Below are 18,109 nucleotides of genomic sequence, written 5' to 3'. Positions count from 1 at the left end.
CCTTAATATTACTCCGCTAATGCTAATGAGGCCTGCTGTTCCCGCCATAATCCCGGCTTGCTATCCGGAACAATTTCCATCAGTTCGATTTTGTCTTCCTGAATACGGACGATTTTTCCGTAGTTTTTGCCCATATGATGCCCGACCCGCACTCGATGAATCGTTCCATCGCGGGCCTTGATCAAGCCCCACAAGCCTTTATCCATCGTCACTGTCCCCACCATTCTCAATGTATCCAACGAATAGGACTCCAGCTCCTCTTTCCGCCTGTTGACATCGGGCCTAATACCGCTGCCCTCGGCGACATCCAGACTCTCGGCCACCGCCGCGACTTCCACCGGCTTAAATGGATCGCGCAAACCATCGGGCTTAAAGATGAACGGCTCCACGACTTTTATTTCCGGTAGCGGCTCTATAGCGCCCTTAGGCCGAGCCTTGACGTCGGCGATATAGCGACTCAGATCACTGAAATCCTCGTCACTGCAACCGGTTAGATTGATCATCAAGAAAACGCTTAGGGAAAATACGCACTTGCCCGACTTCATCAAGTTAGACCTGGGTTTCATTTTCTTCTCCGTCTCCGTTTCTTTTTATTGGGCGCCTGTTTTTGTTCACCTTCATTATAGGTTTTAACCGTGGCTTTCATGATCATGTTGTCGCCGGAAGGCTGCATATTGACATTGTGCACGGTTACAATTCGAGGCAAAGACGCCAAACCGCTGACGAACAAGCCCAGCTCTTCGTACTGACCTATTACTTCAATGCTGATCGGCAGTTCCGAGTAGAATTCTTTTCTGACCTCACCACTGGGCTTGAACAATTTGAACTCCAGCCCGCTGGCCAAGCCGGTTTGAGAGATATCGACCAATAAGTTGGCCACTTCGGCCTTAGTCGGCATTTGTCTGATCATATCCCCTAGCGAGGCTTCGATTTGCTGCAGTTGCTCGCGGTAATCCTGTAAATTCACCGCTTTTTTCTGCTTAGTCTCGAACGAGCTTTTCAGCGACTGCTCATCGGCCTCCAAAGATTCCAGCTCTACAAGCTGATCCATCGTGATGTAGTAATAATTAGCCCCAGCCACCAGTATGCAAACGATCAATACCGCAGCGACTTTGATCGGAAAGGGCCAGGTGCCGGCGGCATTAAAGTCCCAATTGACTTCGGATAAGTTCATTTTTTGCCCTCCTCCTTCTTCTTATCTTTTTCCTGGCCCTGTTGCGCCATCATCGTGAAATCATTCGGCGAACCTTTTTGCCCTTGTCTTTTGATGACGCTTAACTTCGGATTCATCAGCCAAGGCGAAGCCTCGATGGCGCGCATATAGGCCGAAACCCTAGCGTTCGATTGCGCCATGCCGGTCAACGTTAACGAGGAACCCGATTGAACAAACTTTTTCAAATGAACGCCATCCGGCGTCACCTTAGCCAGCTCATCGAACAAATGCACAATTTCCGGCCGGCTTTCCTGTAATTTTTGAATCACATCAATTTTGGTTAACAGCTGATTCTTCTTTTCTTCGATGTCTTTAATCTCTTTGATTTTGCGGTTAACTATCGAGATCTCATTCTTTAACATCTGATTTCTATGCTGTTGATATTCCTTTAAGCCTTCGATGTACATATAGACTCCCGCAAGAATCAGACAAGTAATGACTACGGCTATGCCTATCCCGGTCAAGAAATCCTGCTGCTTCTGTTTGCGCAGTTCTTCGCGCCAGGGCAGTAAATTAATTCTAGCCATTAATCGAAACTCCTTAACGCCAGACCACAAGCGATCATCATGGCCGGTGTATCGTTACTTAAACTTTGCGGCTTCACCTTATTGGAGAGGGCCATATTGATGAATGGATTGGCCACGAAAGAAGGAATACCAAGATCGTGCTCCACCATTTTTTCCAGACCGGGAATCGACGAACAACCGCCCGCCAGTATAAGGCTGTCGACGCCACGATTGGCGCTGGACGACACGAAAAACTGCAAGGATCTGGCGATCTGCTGCACCATGGCTTTCTTGAAAGGCTCTAACACATCGGTGGCATAGTTATCGGGCAAGCCGCCATGCTTTTTTGCCAACCCCGCCTCTTCATAAGACAGCCCATAGCGGCGCTGAATTTCTTCGGTCAATTGTTTGCCGCCAAAGCCCTGCTCCCGCGTATATACGGTCTTACCGTTATGTAATACATTCAATGTCGCCATCGTTGCGCCGATATCGGCAATAGCCACGGTCTGATTTTCAACGGAGTCCGGCAACTGGTCGGACAATAAAGCGAAAGCGTTCTCCATCGCAAACGCCTCGACATCGACTATCGAGGTTTTTAAACCGGCGATGCTCAAAGCCTCGATCCTGTCATCGATGTTTTCCCGTCGCGAAGCGGCCAATAAAACATCGACCATTTCCGGATTGTTTTCCGACGGCCCTTGCACTTCGAAGTCTAAATTCACTTCGTCCAATGAATAAGGTATGTACTGATCCGCTTCGACCATGATTTGCTCTTCCATATCTTCATCGGACAATGAAGCCGACATCGAAATAATCTTGGTCATCACGGAAGAGCCCGCTACGGCAACGCAGGCTTGCTTGACACGGGTTCCAGACTGTCTCACTGCGGCTTTTACGGCATTACCGATCACCTCGACATCGGTGATGTTTTTGTCGACGACAGCATCTTGTGGCAAAGGCGCAACAGCATAGCTTTCCACTCGATAGCGGGCCCCTGTCTTACTTAATTCTAATAATTTAATCGCTGCCGTACTAATATCTATGCCCAGAACAACAGACTGATTCTTTCTAAACCAGCTCATGAATAAACCCTTTTAAGACGTTGTGGCTTAAATTTATGCGCTTCGACCGCTTATTGTTTCCGACAATAAGCGGCAAATCCGCTTTCCACAAAAGTATAGTAGCGTTTTTATTTTTTCACAGGCGAACACCCGGTTTATTTAAAATTTCTGTTGTCCTAGTCATAAAAAGAAGGTATTTTGACCCGCTTCTTGAGCTCAATTTTTTCGGAGTACAGTGCCTACACACCGAACCTATCTCAAAACAACCTTTAAATGGCTGACGCTGGTCGCCGTTTTTTTGTCTGCTAGCGTTGTTCTTTTCAGTTATTTAGTTTATCGGCAACTGGAAGAACAACTGCCTGATGTCAAACAATTGCATCATGTTCAGTATCAGATACCGCTGAGCATCTTCACCGCCGACCATCAACTGATCGCTCGCTTTGGCGAAAAAAAACGCATTCCGATTAATGCCGAGGATATCCCTCGCCAGCAAATCAATGCCTTCCTTGCCGCCGAAGACGACCGTTTTTATGAGCACCCCGGCGTCGACTATCAAGGCCTTTTGCGCGCCGTAATACAATTAATCCTGACTGGTAAAAAGAAACAGGGCGGCAGCACCATCACCATGCAAGTGGCTCGCAACTTTTTACTGAGCCGCGAAAAGACCTATGTACGCAAAATCAAGGAAATCATCCTGGCGCTAAAAATCGAACAGGAATACAGCAAAGATAAAATTCTGCAACTGTATCTAAACAAGATTTACCTGGGCCATCGCTCCTATGGCATCGCCGCCGCCGCCCTGACCTACTACGGCAAACCCTTGTCGGAGCTTGATTTGGCGCAAATGGCGATGTTGGCGGGCCTACCCAAGGCGCCGTCGAATTATAATCCGGTGACCGATCCGGAAAGAGCGTTATTAAGGCGCAACTATGTGCTTCGGCGCATGCGAGAACTTTCTTACATCGATCAGCAACAATTCGACAGCGCATTGAATGCTCCGGTGACCGCGGCACTGAATAGCAATGACTCAGAGTTCTCCGCCCCCTATATCGCGGAAATGGTGCGCCAGAAACTCTACGAGCAATACGGCGAAGAGGCTTACACACGTGGGCTGAATGTTTACACCACCATTACCAGCGAGCTTCAATCGACGGCCGACCATGCCCTGAAATACGCCTTGCATGCATACGATCAGCGCCACGGCTATAGGAGCCTGCCGCATAAAAAACAGGATCCGGCAAAGCCATTTGCAGCCGATGTCGTCGGCGACACCCAGATCGCCGTGATTACAGCGCTCACCGACAAATCGGCTACGGCGATACTGGCCGACCGTGCCGAAATAACCCTCCCTTGGCGAAACATCGAATGGGCGCGAGCATTCAAAAGCAGATACTCTCTAGGGGCGAAATTAAAATCGCCGTCTGATATCCTCGCCGTCAACGATCTCATCCGAGTCAGACAATTAGAGGACCAAAGCTGGGCCCTGGCGCAAGTTCCCGAAACAGAAGCGGGCTTCGTCGCCTTGAATCCCCAAACTGGCGCCATACTGGCGCTTTCCGGAGGATTTGATTTTTTCCATAACAAATACAACCGCGCCATTCAATCTAAGCGTCAACCAGGATCTGGATTTAAACCCATCATCTATACGACTGCGCTTGAACATGGCTTTACCCCGGCCAGCATCATTAATGATGCCCCCGTTGTTGTTGAAGGCCCCAATCAAGAGAGCAACTGGAGACCGGAAAACTATAGCCGCAAATTCTTCGGCCCGACGCCGTTAAGAACGGCATTGCGCAAATCACGCAATCTGATTTCGATCAGACTGCTACGCGAACTGGGCATAGCGGAAGTTAGCCAGACCGCCTTACGCTTCGGTTTCAAACAGGAACAATTGCCCAACAGCCTCTCCCTGGCGCTAGGCAGCGGTTACGCCACGCCGCTGCAAATGGCAAGAATGTACGCCACATTCGCTAATGGCGGCTTTCTGATTGAGCCGTATTTCATCAGCCGCATTGAAAATAAAAACGGCGAAATAGAATTTGAACATGAGCCGGCCATCGCCTGTCCGGACTGCGAGGAGACGCACAGCACTCATCCCGGCTATGCGCCGCGCATCATTAGCCGCGAAGTCAATTTTTTGATGAACAGCCTATTGAGAGACGTTGTACAACGCGGTACGGCAACGCGAGCGAAAAGGGCGTTGCAGCGCTCCGACTTAGCCGGAAAAACAGGCACCACCAATGAACAGCGAGACGCCTGGTTTAACGGCTTTACTTCGGAAATAGCGGCGACCGCATGGCTGGGTTTTGACGACTCCAAACCTTTAGGCCGCGGAGAAACCGGCAGCAGAGCCGCCCTCCCGATGTGGATCGAATTCATGAAAACGGCCTTGAAAGATCAGCCGGAACATGCCCTGGAAAAACCAGACGGCATCGGCCGCGCCTTTATCAATCCGCAAACCGGCTTACTCGCCCGGCCGGACAGTGAAACAGGAATCTGGGAATATTTCAGACATAAAAACATGCCGACTCAATACTCACCAGCACCGATCAGCAATGAACAAGGCGACCCGTCACTGGGTACAGGATTGTTTTAACCCACTCTCTCGCCGAATATAAACCGGGCTGCGGTCTTGGCGTAGGGCAAAGTCAAAGGAAGCTTCGGTCGAGTCGACCGGCAGTCAGGCGCCGCCTATCAGATTCGCGGCGTCGTTGCATTCTAAAGCCTGGGTCATAAGCGCCGCGGAATGGCGAAATTTAGCGATAAAGAAGCCGAGACCGGCCCCTCTCTAGGCGTGTCAGCGATTTTCTTTCGCGACATACTCCCGCTGATCGTAGCCGGTATAGATTTGCCTAGGCCGGCCGATACGATGATTCGATTCGGCCATCATCTCCAACCAATGGGAGACCCAGCCGGCCGTACGCGCGATGACGAACATCACGGTAAACATATCTTCCGGGATTTTCAAAGCCTTATAGATAATGCCGGAATAAAAATCGACATTCGGATAGAGTTTCTTTTCGATGAAATAGTCATCCTTTAAGGCGTGTTCTTCCAGCGCTAGCGCCAACTCAAACAACGGATCGTTATTGGAGTATTTTTCCAGCACCTCATAGCAAGTTTCACGAATAATGGTCGCGCGCGGATCGAAATTTTTATAAACCCTGTGACCGAAGCCCATCAAGCGGAAAGGATCGTTTTTATCCTTGGCTCGAGCAATAAATTCCGGAATCCTATCAACGCTGCCGATTTCAGACAACATGCTCAGCACCGCCTCATTGGCGCCGCCGTGGGCGGGGCCCCATAATGCGGAAATCCCCGCCGCCACGCAGGCATAAGGGTTGGCGCCGGTGCTGCTGGCCAGACGCACCGTCGAGGTGCTGGCGTTCTGCTCATGATCGGCATGAAGAATAAACAGAATATTCAGCGCCTTGATGGCGACCGGATCGATATACTGATCGACACCGATGAACTTTTGCGATGGCAGCGAAAACATCATGTTCATAAAATTTTCGCAATAACCGAGGTCGACGCGTGGATAAACAAAAGGCCACCCCGCCGAATGCCTGTAACAAGCCGCCGCGATCGTGGGCACTTTCGCCAACATACGCATCGCCGATATGCGCCGATGCTCGGGGTCTTCCATGTTCAGCTCACTATGATAAAAGGCCGATAACGACCCCATCACGCCCACCATCATCGCCATCGGATGCGCATCATAATGAAAGCCGTCAAAAAAGCTTCTCAATGCCTCATGCAGCATGGCGTGATGATTGATCTCGTCGGTGAATGAATACAGCTGATCTTCCGTCGGCAACTCACCATTCATCAATAGATAAGCCACTTCTAGAAAAGAGCTGTGTTTCGCCAGCTGCTCGATCGGATAGCCGCGATACAGTAGAATGCCTTTTTCGCCGTCGATATAGGTAATTGCACTTTTACAACTTGCGGTTGACATAAAACCAGGATCATAGGTAAAGACCCCAAGCTGTTTATGCAGGGTCCCAATATCGATCGCCGGCGCGCCCTGAGTTCCTTTGACCAAGGAAAACTCCGCTTTTTCGCCTGACGATTCAAGAGCGATAGATGCCTTTTCTTGTGCCATATCAGAACTCTCTTGGTCTACTGTACATTGCAAAATTGCCGCATGAACAAGCTTATTTTCCGAATTTCTTGCGGAACTTGTCTACACGACCGGCGGTATCCACCACTCTTTGCTTGCCTGTATAGAAAGGATGACAGGCCGAACAAACTTCCACATGCAGATCTTTGGCTAAAACGGAACCCGTTACGAATGTGTTACCACAGCCACAGGTTACAGTAATTTGTTTATATTCAGGATGAATTTCTGGTTTCATATCGTTTTCACATTCCCCCGTTACGGGCTACATACTTAATAGAGAACTGCGTATAATACGTCTTCCTCAAACAATCCGCAACCGTGTTTTTCATATGCGCATCATTACGTTAAATGCCAACGGCATCCGCGCGGCCGAAAGAAAAGGCTTTTTTCAATGGCTGCGACAGCAAAACGCCGACGTCGTTTGCATCCAGGAAACCAAGGCCCAGGTCGAACAACTCAAAGCCGACGCCTTCTGGCCGACAGACTATCATTGCTTTTACCATGACGCCGAGAAAAAAGGCTATAGCGGCGTCGCCATCTACTGCAAAAAAAAGCCCTGCGCGATCAACGAGGGCATCGGCTGGAAAAAGCTGGATGCCGAGGGCCGTTACATCGAAGCACAATTCGACAATTTAAGCGTTATCTCCCTATACCTGCCTTCCGGCTCTTCCGGCGAAGAAAGACAGGCGATTAAATTCAACGTACTGGATTATTTGCTGCCTTATTTACAGGAAATCGGTCGAAATGGCCGCGACTACATCATTTGCGGCGATTGGAATATCGCTCACAAGGAGATCGACCTGAAGAACTGGCGAGGCAACCGAAAAAATTCAGGTTTCCTGCCGGAAGAGCGGGCTTGGCTGGATCGCTTATTCGACGACAAACTCTGGTTCGACGCTTTCCGCCTGATCAACCAGGAAGCAGAACAATATACGTGGTGGTCCAACCGCGGTCAGGCTTGGAGCAAGAATGTCGGTTGGCGCATCGATTACCAGGTGATCAACAAGACGCTGAGGGACAAAATCCGCTCGACGTCGATCTATAAGAATGAACGCTTTTCCGATCACGCCCCGTTGATCATCGATTATGACTATCCGTTCTAGCAACCCGCTGTAACGCCAACAGGGTGGCGGCCAGAATGATCGCAGGCAAACCGACCACGGCGGCATAGATGAAGAACGATTCATAGCCGTATTGCTCCACCACCCGCCCGGACAGGCCGCCCAGCAATTTTGCCGGCAAGGTCATCAGAGAGCTGAACAAGGCGTATTGAGTCGCGGTATAAGTACTGTTGGTCATGCTCGACAAATAGGCGATAAAAACCGCCGAGGCGATCCCGCCACTCAAGTTATCGGCGCTGATCACGCCGGCCAGCAGCATCAAACTAGGCTCACTCACGGCCAGCAACGCAAACAACAGATTGGTCGACGCCACCATCACCGCCCCCAACAACAAAGGTCGCATGATGCCAAAACGCACGACCAGCACTCCGCCTAATGAGGCGCCCAAAATGGTCATGACAAAACCGAACAGCTTGCTGATTTCGGCAATTTCTTTTTTGCTGAATCCCAAATCCAGATAAAACGGATTCGCCATCACCCCCATGGTAATGTCGCTCAACCGGTAAGTCGCGATCAAACACAATATCAACAAGCCTGTTTTGCCATTACGGACAAAAAATTCGACAAACGGACTGACGACGGCATCCGAAAACCAGGCGATCAGCTTCATCGGCCCGCCAATCTTCCTATCGACACCCAGCGCAGACTCGACACTTCCTTCTATCGCCTCGGCTTGCTGATCACTTCGATGCTCGGGCTCGGCGACCAGCAAGGTTGCGACGATCCCGACCGACATCGCTGAGGCCATCGCATAATAAGCCGTCCGCCAATCACTGAAGTCGGCAATATAGAACGCACCCGCGCCAGCCACCAACAGCGCCACGCGATAACCGAACACATAAGCCGCCGCCATCGCGCCCTGATATTCGGGCACGGCCGCCTCAATCCGGTAAGCATCGACGACGATATCCTGAATGGAGGAACAAAACGCCACGGCAACCGCCAGCAAGGCGATTTGCTGCAGTTGCTGATGCACATCGGAGCTGCCCATGCCGACCAAACCCAATGCGATCCCCAGCTGCGCAATCAGCATCCAGCCACGCCTTTTACCCAGCAAACGAGTCAATCCAGGCAGCGCCATGCGGTCGATCACCGGCGCCCAGAACACCTTGGTGGAATAGGTGACCCCGACCCAGCTGAAATAACCGATGACGGAAAGAGCGATGCCTTCATCGCGCAACCAGGCCGACAGGGTGGAAAAAACCAATAAAAAAGGAAGACCGGCGGAAAAGCCGAGGAAGATCATACCCAGCACGCGTGGCTGGACATAGACGGAGAAAGCCTGACGCCAACCGCGATTTCGCTTGGCCATCAGGCTTCTCCTATAGGCTTCGCAATCAATAGCGAAATAACCGAACTACCCGTTAACCAGGTAGTGAACAAAGATACTGGCGGCATAACCACCCGCAATCGCCGGAGTCCACTTCAAATGACTGAAGAAGGTGTATTTATGTTTCGACTGCCCCATCAAGGCGACGCCGGCCGCCGAACCAATCGACAACATCGAACCACCGACGCCGGCGGTCAACGTCACCAACAACCATTGATAGAGGTCCATGTCCAGGTTCATGCTCAGCACCGCGAACATCACCGGAATATTATCAACGATTGCCGACAATATGCCGACCAGGATATTGGCGCCGGTTTGACCCAGACCGTCGTACATCGCGCCGGACAACAATTCCAGATAGCCGATATAACCCAGGCCGCCGACGGCGAACACCACGCCGAAAAAGAAGAACAGCGTATCCCATTCCGCATCACGCACCTTATTGAAAATATCGAAGGGGTCGTTCTCATCGGAATGATACAACAGCTTCAATCTAAAACCGTAAATCAACAGGAATGACAAGCCCGTCATCATGCCCATGAAAGGCGGCAGATGCAGGAACTGCTTGAAGCTGACCGCGGTCACGATAGTCAATAAAAACAAAGCGCAGACTTGAATCGCGCCTGGTTTCATTTGCACCGCTTCCTCATGAGTGGCTTCAGGACGCTCGTCGGGGACCGCCATGTACATGAAGACCGCCGGCACCAGATAGTTAACGGCGGAAGGCACGAACAATTTAAAGAAGTCGAAAAACTCCGCATAGCCGGCTTGCCAGACCATCAGCGTCGTGATATCGCCGAACGGACTGAAGGCGCCGCCGGCATTGGCCGCGACCACCAGATTGACAAAACCGATGGTGACGAATTTTTCATTGTTCTTGCCCACCGCCATCACGACCGCGCCGACCAACAATGCCGAGGTCAGGTTATCGGCAACGGCGGACAGGAAGAAGGTGATCACCCCGGTAATCCAAAACAACTTCCGATAACCAAATTGTTTCCTGACCAGCCAGGAACGCAGCGCCTCAAACACATCGCGTTCAGCCATGGCGTTGATATAAGTCATCGCCACCAGCAGGAACAGCATCAATTCGGCATACTCTTTCAAATTGAATTCGAAGGCCTCATGCACCGCTTCGACCGAAACCCCCGCATTGCTGGCCAACACGGCGGCATGGGCCCAAATAATCCCGGCCACCAGGATGACCGGTTTGGATTTGCGCAGACCGGTAAATTCTTCCGCCATGACAAAGCCATAGGCGATGATGAAAATCAGCACGGTGTAAATGCCCCTTTCCGTGCCGGTCAGCCCCAGATTGGCGAATTCCGCGGCCATAGCCATTTCCGGCACCACAAAAAGACCCATAAAGATCAATAATAAGCGCGACAAAGCAACCCCCTACCCTTAATAAAGTTAAAAATTATTATCTACAGCAAATCAAAACAACCGCGTATGGTATCCCATCTAATTAACTTTGTCATTTAATCGCGTCCGGTATATCATGGGCGGCAAAAATCTAACTCGCTACCCATAGCGCACAACGCCCATGTATCAGTATAACGACAACGATCAAACACTCATTGAAGAACGCGTCGCCCAGTTCAGGGGGCAAACCGAACGGTATTTAAAAGGCGAAATCGGCGAAGATGAATTCCGCGCCTTACGCTTGATGAACGGCCTTTATATCCAGACACACGCTCCGATGTTGCGAGTCGCGATTCCCTACGGCCTCTTGTCTTCCAAACAGGTGCGCAAACTGGCCAGCATCGCCCGCGACTATGACAAGGGTTACTGCCACTTCTCGACCCGTCAAAACGTTCAATACAATTGGCCGGAATTAAAGAAGGTCCCGGACATCCTGGCCGAACTGGCGACCGTGCAAATGCATGCCATCCAGACCAGCGGTAACTGCATGCGCAACACCACCACCGACCATCTGGCCGGCGCCTGCCCCGACGAACTGGAAGACCCTCGCCCGTACTGCGAGATCATTCGTCAATGGACCATTTTGCACCCCGAATTCGCCTATTTACCGCGCAAATTCAAGATCGCCGTCAGCGCCTCGCAACAAGACCGCGCCGCCACGCAATTCCACGATATTGGCGTACATATCGTCAAAAATGCCGAAGGCGAGACCGGGTTCAGAATTTTGGTTGGCGGCGGACTCGGCCGAACACCGGTGATCGGTCAGGAAATCAAACCGTTCCTGGAAAAGAAACACTTATTATCCTACCTGGAAGCAATCGTCCGCGTTTACAACCTGCACGGTCGACGCGACAACAAATACAAAGCCAGAATCAAGATCCTGGTGCGGGAAACCGGGCTCGACAAATTCGCCGAGCAGGTCGAACAAGAATGGCGGCAAATACGGGCTGATCTGGAATTAAACGAAGACCGCATTCGCGCGATGCAGGCGCAATTTCAAGCCCCCGCTTACGAAGAGAACGCAGCCGAGGACCTAAGTTTCGAGACCTATCGACAACAAGATCCGGCATTTGCTCGCTGGGTCGAACATAACACGGTCGGCCACAAGATAGCGGGATACCGTAACGTCTTCATTTCCCTGAAAGCGCCGGATTCACCTCCGGGCGACATTACCGCCAACCAACTCGATGCCGTGGCCGACTTAGCAGACCAATACAGTTTCGGACAAATCCGGACCACGCACCGACAAAACCTGGTCTTGGCCGACGTCAGACAAGCCGACCTGTTTGAGCTATGGCAACAATTGGACGCGCTGACCCTGGCGACGCCGAATATCGGCACCGCGACCGACATGATTTGCTGTCCAGGCTTGGATTTCTGCGCATTGGCTAACGCCGGCTCTATCGGCGTCGCCAAGGAAATCAACGCAGCCTTAGACGACCTCGATTACCTGCACGATATCGGCGAAATCAAAATCAACATGTCCGGCTGCATGAACGGCTGCGCCCACCAAAGCGTCGGCCATATCGGCATACTCGGCGTCGATAAAAAAGGCGTGGAATGGTATCAAATCACACTGGGCGGCTCATCGGAAAATGAGGCCGCCATCGGTGAACGCCTAGGCCCCGCCGTCGCTAAAGACCAAATTACCCCGGCGATCACGTCAATTCTTGACGTTTACCTCAAGCAACGCGCCGATGACGAGGAAAACTTCTTACAAACCGTCAAGCGCATCGGTCTCACCCCATTTAAAGAACAAGTCTATGCAAATCATTAAAGACAAACAGATTACTGATAACACCTGGACTTTTGTCGCCGACGATGATGCGCTGAGCAATGGCGACATCAGCGTCACATTGACCCGCTGGAAAAAGGACAAGGAGCGGATTTTAAAGCGCGAGGGAAAAATCGGCATACGCTTGGCTACTAGCGATGAGGTCGCGGATCTTGCCGAAGACCTGGACAAAATCAACCTAATCGAGCTGGAGTTTCCGGTCTTTACCGACGGCCGCGCATTTTCCCAAGCACGACTGTTGAGAGGGCGCTATCACTACCAGGGTGAAATTCGGGCAATCGGCGGCTTCATGGCCGACCAGGCTTTTTATCTGAGCAGAGTCGGCGTCAACGCCTTCCAACTGGACAACGCCGAAGCACTGAATACCGCACTATCCACGCTGAATGATTTCTCGGTGCACTACCAAGCCTCAAGCAACTAAATCAGCATCGGCCGGGAGTGATCAAGCCCCGGCCCCACCCACACATTCCCATTCGCTTGTACTCAGTCATGTTATATATGACGGGTGCGGCAGGCGCCAGCAATTTCCAGTTTGAGTATTTTTACTGCGTTTAACCTGAATTCGGGTTAAAAAGCCCACCTGTATCAGGTAGCTCCTCCAGAACTACCTGATACTCCCGAACTGAGGCTAGTTAAGGATGCTGAGACCTTTTAATAAGGTCAAAGCCTCATGCAAGGGGTAATCACGAATCTCTTCGCTCTTTTCACCCTCGCCATCCCCCTTGCTTTTATCAGCATCATCTTTGCCATTGCCGTTGGCCAGATGGTGCGACAAATCGGCTTCCTTGATCGGTTCAAACTTCGCTTTTTCCATCGATTCCAGCTTAACCCTAGCTAGCTTAACATCCGGCTCGATGCCTTCGGCCTGAATCGAACGTCCCGAAGGCGTGTAATAACGCGCCGTGGTTAATTTCACCGCCGTGCCATTGCTGGTCGGCAAGATGGTTTGCACGGAGCCCTTGCCAAAGGACTTTTCGCCCATGATGATCGCTCGTTTATGATCCTGCAAAGCGCCCGCGACGATTTCCGAGGCCGAGGCCGAACCGGCGTTAATCAACACCACGATCGGCGCGCCGGCAATGATATCATCGGGCGAGGCATTAAAGCGCATTTCCGAATTTTTAATCCGGCCCTCGGTGAAGACGATCAAACCTTCTTCAAGAAAGCTGTCACTGACTTCTACGGCCGCATTCAACACGCCGCCGGGATTGTTTCTCAAGTCGAGCACCACCCCTTTCAACTCACCGCCGTTCTCCTTTTTCAACTCGGCCACCGCATCCAGCAAATTCTGCCCGGTTCGAGACTGAAAACTGCTGATGCGCAAGTATCCATAGTCTTGTTCCAGGAGCTTGCTTTTGACGCTTTTCACCTTGATGATGGCGCGAGTGATCGTAACGACCAGCGGCGAAGTCTCTCCTTCCCTGATCACGGTCAACACGATATCGCTGCCGGGCTCGCCGCGCATGATCTTGACCGCATCGACCAGGGTCATGCCCTTAACAGGCTGATCATCCAGCTTTACGATCAAATCCCCAGCCTGCATGCCGGCCCGTTGCGCTGGCGTGTCATCAATCGGCGCAACAACCTTGATGAAGCCGTTTTCCATCGTCACTTCGATGCCTAAGCCGCCAAATTGGCCGGTCGTCCCTTCTTTCAACTCCTGGTACTGCTCACCGGTAAGATAAGCCGAGTGAGGATCCAGCTCGGCCAGCATCCCTCGAATCGCGCCTTCCAGTAATTTCTTGTCGGTCACCGACTCGACATAATCCTGCTTAATGCGTCCAAACACCTCGGTAAATGTACGCAACTCCTCGAAAGGCAGGCTCTGCACATCCTTCGGCAATGCAGCGTCCTCTCTCTCCGCCATGACACTGCCACAAGTGCTGAGAAAAACACCGAGCAAAAAGCCGAGAGTCAGGATTAATAAATTTTTCTTTCTTAACATGTGTATAAAACTCCAACTACCTGATTTCCGAAACAGATAAACCTACTATTTCAGGTCAATTAACATAACGAGCCTTGCCAATAAACAAACTTCAAACTTCGTAACTATTCAGCTTGATACTGAGAAAATATTTCTTTTACTATCAATTGCTTGCGGAAGAAGTGTATGCGACAGGGATGTCGCATCCAAGCCTATAGGGACATATTTACGGCGTCTTCTGGAGCAAGTAACTGATAGTAAAAGCATTTTTATACTGAATAGTTACCAAACTTCTTATCCAACTCTATCCTTATGTATTTTTCTACACCATCTGAGCGGGTCGACGGGTTTGCCTTTTCTTCTGATGCCAAAATACAACGCGGGATGCGACCGCCCACCGCTACTACCGACCGACGCAATCACCTCACCCGCTTCGACCCAATCGCCTTCAGCCTTGTACAAACTCTGATTGAAAGCATATAAGGTCATATAGCCTTTGCCATGGTCAATAATAGTCAACAAGCCATAACCTCGCAACCAGTCGGCATAAACGACTCGCCCGCGAGTCACCGCATGAATATCGGCGCCTTCTTTGGCATTGATCAAGACGCCATCCCAGCGGCTTTCGGAACGCCGACTGCCGAACTTCTTGACCATTCTACCTTTTAACGGCCACGGCAACCGACCTTTTAATTGGGCAAAAGGCTTATCCGGCGTCCCTTGAAAAATGGTATCGCTGCTGCGGCGTTGCAATGCGGCAATCAACTGCTGCAATTCCTTTTCATTGCTTTTCAGTCGTTCCAGCTGCGATTTCTTGGTCGAATACTGCCGCTCCATCTGCACCAACAATGTTTCACGTTCCGATCTGACCTTCTGCAGCTCGCTTTGTTCACGCTGACGCTGGCGCAAGGCGGTGTTCAACGCCTCCGTTTCCTGCCGTTTTTGCTGCTCCAACTGCTTTAAAGCACGATAATTTTTTTCCACCGCCTCAAGCTTGCGCAGCCTAGCCTTATTCAGATAATCATAATAAACCATGATGCGACTGGATAAGGCCGGATCCTGTTGATTCAAGATAACCTTCAAGCGCTCCCGCCCCCCCATCGCATGGGCCGACCGAATCTGGCTTTCCAACTCGCCTTTCTGACCATCGATCGCCTTTTGCGTGAGCGCCATTTTCCGGCCGATGTCCTGCAAGGCCTTACGCTGACGACCGATGTTATCTTGTAAGATTTTCACGGTGCGAGCAACTTCGCCATACTGAACCTCCAGCGCTTGCAATTGCCTGAGCAAGCGCTCTTTTTCACGCTTAAGACCGCCGATATCGGCATCGACCTGCTTGATCTGTCGCTGGAGCTGATTTAACTGTCTTTCTTTGCTTGCCGAAGCCTGCTCTCCCCAGCAGACAGAGCAGGTCATCAGCAATCCGGCAAAAAAAATCAGACCGCCACTTTTTGTCATTTTCAGTCGGCGATTAAAGAGCGGCCCGTCATTTCGACGGGTTGTTTCAGATTCATAATCGCCAACATCGTAGGGGCTAAATCCGATAAACCGCCGCCTTCCAGCAACGGTTTGCTACCGCCGACATGCACTAAAGGCACTTTGTTAGTCGTGTGCGCGGTATGCGGTTGTCCGGTCTTCTCATTAACCATCAATTCGATATTGCCATGATCGGCGGTTAGCAACATCTGACCCTTCACCGAATTCAAGGCGTCGACAACTTGCTGCAGCGATGCATCGATCGTTTCAACAGCCTTGACCGCGGCCTCCAGATTGCCGGTATGACCGACCATATCACAGTTGGCGTAATTACAAATAATCACGTCATACTGATCGCCCTTAACGGCTCCGACCAGATGCTCGGTCACTTCAGGCGCACTCATTTCAGGTTGCATATCGTAGGTTTTGACTTTAGGCGACGGCACCAAAATACGCTCTTCGCCTTCAAAAGGCTCGTCCCTGCCGCCGTTGAGAAAGAAGGTCACATGCGCGTATTTTTCCGTCTCGGCCAGCCGTAATTGTTTCATACCTTGGTTCGACAAGGTCTCGCCCAAACCATTTTTTACCTCGGCCGGCGGAAAGGCGACAGGATAGTCAAAATCCTGGTGATATTCGGTCAGCGTTGCATAATAGCCGCGATGAGGCTCACATCCCCTGTCAAAGCCATCGAACCCCGGCTCGGTCAGGGCGCGAGAGATTTCTCTGGCGCGATCGGCCCGGTAGTTCATAAACACGACAGAGTCTTCCGGTTCGATCACGGTAACCTGACCTTGTGTATCCAATATCGCAGTCGGATAAACGAATTCGTCGGTTTCATCACGCTGATAAGCCGCCGCCAGACCCTCTTCAGCGGAATGGAAACGGAATTCCGTTTCGCCTCTCGCCATCAGCTTATGAGCCGCTTCGACACGCTCCCAGCGATTGTCGCGGTCCATCGCATAAAAACGACCGATTAAAGAAACGATTCTGCCGGCGCCAAGCTCGGCGAACTTTTCTTCGACCAGTTTGATCGAGGCGGCGGCACTCTTCGGCGCCACATCTCGGCCGTCCAAGAAGGCGTGTAGATAGATTTTTTTCAGACCGCGCTTGGCCGCCAACTCCAGCATCGCCAGAATTTGCCCCTCGTGACTGTGAACGCCGCCTGGCGATAACAGACACAAGACATGCAGAGCCTTATCTTTCTCCAGCGCGCGGTCGACGGCCTGGCATAACACCTCGTTTTCGAAGAAATCACCATCGAGAATGGCTTGATTCACGCGGGACAAATCCTGACGGATTAAGCGTCCACTGCCTATATGCAAGTGTCCGACTTCCGAATTTCCCATTTGCTGATCGGGTAAGCCAACCACGTCTCCCGAACAATCCAATAACGTCATTGGACTGCTTTTCTTCATCTCATCCCAACAGGGCGTATTCGCCATGGCAATGGCGTTATTTGTTTCTTCCTCCCTATAGCCAAAGCCATCAAGAATCAATAACACTAAAGGTTTAGGTCGACTTACCATTGTATCTAATCTCCAAAATTAAATTCGCCAATCTACTATGCTTGGCTTAACATAAACAAAAATAAAAAAACTCGGATATATTCAAAGCGTTTGGCCGACAGTGTTGAAAAACCGTCACAACGCCCACCTCAGACAACGACTAAGCATCGTCTTTACACGACTGACTGGAAGCTCACATCGCCAGAGAGTAGGCGCCGTTAGCCGCAACACTCTGTTTATAAAGTCATTGAATAATAACCATTACTTTGATACATTTTAACATTTTAAATTCGACAATTTGACGAAAGGATTTGTTTTAATGTAATTATTATACAATACATTAGTATTGTCGTAGCTTATGTAGCAGCAATTCCCAGCTCCCAGTTTGGCGTTCAAGAAGGGTATGGGATGTGTTTGGCGAGGATGTCGGCAGCAAGGATGCTGCCGTCAAGCCTCCAGGGATGGGTTTACCCAGCACCTAAATTATCCTGGAATGTAAAATATAGTCCAGTAGACATGGAATTTAGGTGCTGGGTGAACGGCGCTCCTCGACAGACACACCCCATGCCCTAAACACCGCTAAAACGTTCAAACTGGGAATTGCTGCTTATGTAGCCAAATTGAACGAGT

At 50.9% G+C, this 18,109-nt stretch carries 15 protein-coding genes; 4 read left to right on the top strand and 11 right to left on the bottom strand.

The annotated features are described in order from the left end of the window. Nucleotides 1-8 precede the first annotated feature (8 nt). Genes Q9L42_RS06515 through Q9L42_RS06500 form a run of 4 tightly spaced genes read right to left on the bottom strand, consistent with a single transcriptional unit; the run spans nucleotide 9 to nucleotide 2,801 of the window. The gene (locus Q9L42_RS06515) at nucleotides 9-566 is read right to left on the bottom strand and encodes a pilus assembly protein PilP (protein ID WP_305909233.1); all 558 of its coding nucleotides are present in this window, start codon (nucleotides 564-566) and stop codon (nucleotides 9-11) included. After that, a complete protein-coding gene (locus Q9L42_RS06510) occupies nucleotides 563-1,174 on the bottom strand; it encodes a type 4a pilus biogenesis protein PilO (RefSeq protein WP_305909234.1) in 612 nt (203 codons plus the stop codon). The genes Q9L42_RS06515 and Q9L42_RS06510 overlap by 4 nt, the downstream gene beginning before the upstream one ends. Further along, complete coding sequence (locus Q9L42_RS06505; RefSeq protein ID WP_305909235.1) at nucleotides 1,171-1,740, bottom strand: PilN domain-containing protein; 570 nt, start codon at nucleotides 1,738-1,740, stop codon at nucleotides 1,171-1,173. The genes Q9L42_RS06510 and Q9L42_RS06505 overlap by 4 nt, the downstream gene beginning before the upstream one ends. Continuing rightward, nucleotides 1,740-2,801: a pilus assembly protein PilM gene (locus Q9L42_RS06500; protein WP_305909236.1), complete on the bottom strand. Its 1,062-nt coding sequence runs from the start codon at nucleotides 2,799-2,801 to the stop codon at nucleotides 1,740-1,742. Before Q9L42_RS06500 ends, Q9L42_RS06505 begins: the two co-directional genes overlap by 1 nt. A 214-nt stretch (nucleotides 2,802-3,015) precedes the next feature. Here Q9L42_RS06500 and Q9L42_RS06495 point away from each other — a divergent pair, with 214 nt between their 5' ends. Continuing rightward, a complete protein-coding gene (locus Q9L42_RS06495; protein ID WP_349432355.1) occupies nucleotides 3,016-5,376 on the top strand; it encodes a penicillin-binding protein 1A in 2,361 nt (786 codons plus the stop codon). 201 nt (nucleotides 5,377-5,577) lie between these two features. On the opposite strand, the gene Q9L42_RS06490 is transcribed toward Q9L42_RS06495, so the two are convergent. Together Q9L42_RS06490 and rpmE are read right to left on the bottom strand one after the other, a co-directional pair. Then, the gene (locus Q9L42_RS06490; protein ID WP_305909238.1) at nucleotides 5,578-6,885 is read right to left on the bottom strand and encodes a citrate synthase; all 1,308 of its coding nucleotides are present in this window, start codon (nucleotides 6,883-6,885) and stop codon (nucleotides 5,578-5,580) included. A gap of 52 nt (nucleotides 6,886-6,937) precedes the next feature. Further along, the gene (gene rpmE, locus Q9L42_RS06485) at nucleotides 6,938-7,138 is read right to left on the bottom strand and encodes a 50S ribosomal protein L31 (RefSeq protein ID WP_305909239.1); all 201 of its coding nucleotides are present in this window, start codon (nucleotides 7,136-7,138) and stop codon (nucleotides 6,938-6,940) included. 94 nt (nucleotides 7,139-7,232) lie between these two features. On the opposite strand from rpmE, the gene Q9L42_RS06480 reads away from it, so the two are divergent. Next, a complete protein-coding gene (locus tag Q9L42_RS06480; RefSeq protein ID WP_349432353.1) occupies nucleotides 7,233-8,006 on the top strand; it encodes an exodeoxyribonuclease III in 774 nt (257 codons plus the stop codon). Here Q9L42_RS06480 and Q9L42_RS06475 read toward each other — a convergent pair. Then, nucleotides 7,981-9,336: an AmpG family muropeptide MFS transporter gene (locus tag Q9L42_RS06475; RefSeq protein ID WP_349432352.1), complete on the bottom strand. Its 1,356-nt coding sequence runs from the start codon at nucleotides 9,334-9,336 to the stop codon at nucleotides 7,981-7,983. The genes Q9L42_RS06480 and Q9L42_RS06475 overlap by 26 nt on opposite strands. Before the next feature lie 45 nt (nucleotides 9,337-9,381). Beyond that, nucleotides 9,382-10,689, bottom strand: a complete 1,308-nt coding sequence (nhaD, locus tag Q9L42_RS06470) for a sodium:proton antiporter NhaD (RefSeq protein ID WP_305910276.1) — start codon at nucleotides 10,687-10,689, stop codon at nucleotides 9,382-9,384. Nucleotides 10,690-10,900: 211 nt separating this feature from the next. On the opposite strand from nhaD, the gene Q9L42_RS06465 reads away from it, so the two are divergent. Both Q9L42_RS06465 and Q9L42_RS06460 read left to right on the top strand, forming a co-directional pair. Next, nucleotides 10,901-12,556 carry a nitrite/sulfite reductase gene (locus Q9L42_RS06465; protein ID WP_305909242.1) on the top strand — a complete coding sequence of 552 codons (1,656 nt, stop codon included), beginning with the start codon at nucleotides 10,901-10,903 and terminating at the stop codon, nucleotides 12,554-12,556. Continuing rightward, nucleotides 12,543-12,995, top strand: coding sequence for a DUF934 domain-containing protein (locus Q9L42_RS06460; RefSeq protein WP_305909243.1), 453 nt, complete (start codon nucleotides 12,543-12,545; stop codon nucleotides 12,993-12,995). Before Q9L42_RS06465 ends, Q9L42_RS06460 begins: the two co-directional genes overlap by 14 nt. A 207-nt stretch (nucleotides 12,996-13,202) precedes the next feature. Here Q9L42_RS06460 and Q9L42_RS06455 read toward each other — a convergent pair whose 3' ends face one another. The 3 genes from Q9L42_RS06455 to gpmI form a co-directional block, all read right to left on the bottom strand. Further along, nucleotides 13,203-14,519, bottom strand: coding sequence for a S41 family peptidase (locus tag Q9L42_RS06455; protein WP_305909244.1), 1,317 nt, complete (start codon nucleotides 14,517-14,519; stop codon nucleotides 13,203-13,205). A gap of 273 nt (nucleotides 14,520-14,792) precedes the next feature. Continuing rightward, nucleotides 14,793-15,956, bottom strand: a complete 1,164-nt coding sequence (locus Q9L42_RS06450; protein ID WP_349432351.1) for a murein hydrolase activator EnvC family protein — start codon at nucleotides 15,954-15,956, stop codon at nucleotides 14,793-14,795. A 2-nt stretch (nucleotides 15,957-15,958) separates the two neighbouring features. After that, a complete protein-coding gene (gene gpmI, locus Q9L42_RS06445; RefSeq protein WP_349432349.1) occupies nucleotides 15,959-17,500 on the bottom strand; it encodes a 2,3-bisphosphoglycerate-independent phosphoglycerate mutase in 1,542 nt (513 codons plus the stop codon). Nucleotides 17,501-18,109 lie beyond the last annotated feature (609 nt).

This window comes from Methylomarinum sp. Ch1-1, from assembly GCF_030717995.2.
In the GTDB taxonomy this organism is placed as follows: Bacteria; Pseudomonadota; Gammaproteobacteria; order Methylococcales; family Methylomonadaceae; genus Methylomarinum; species Methylomarinum roseum.
The sequence above is the reverse complement of the archived record's forward strand: the minus strand, read 5'-3'. Positions and strand labels throughout refer to the sequence as shown.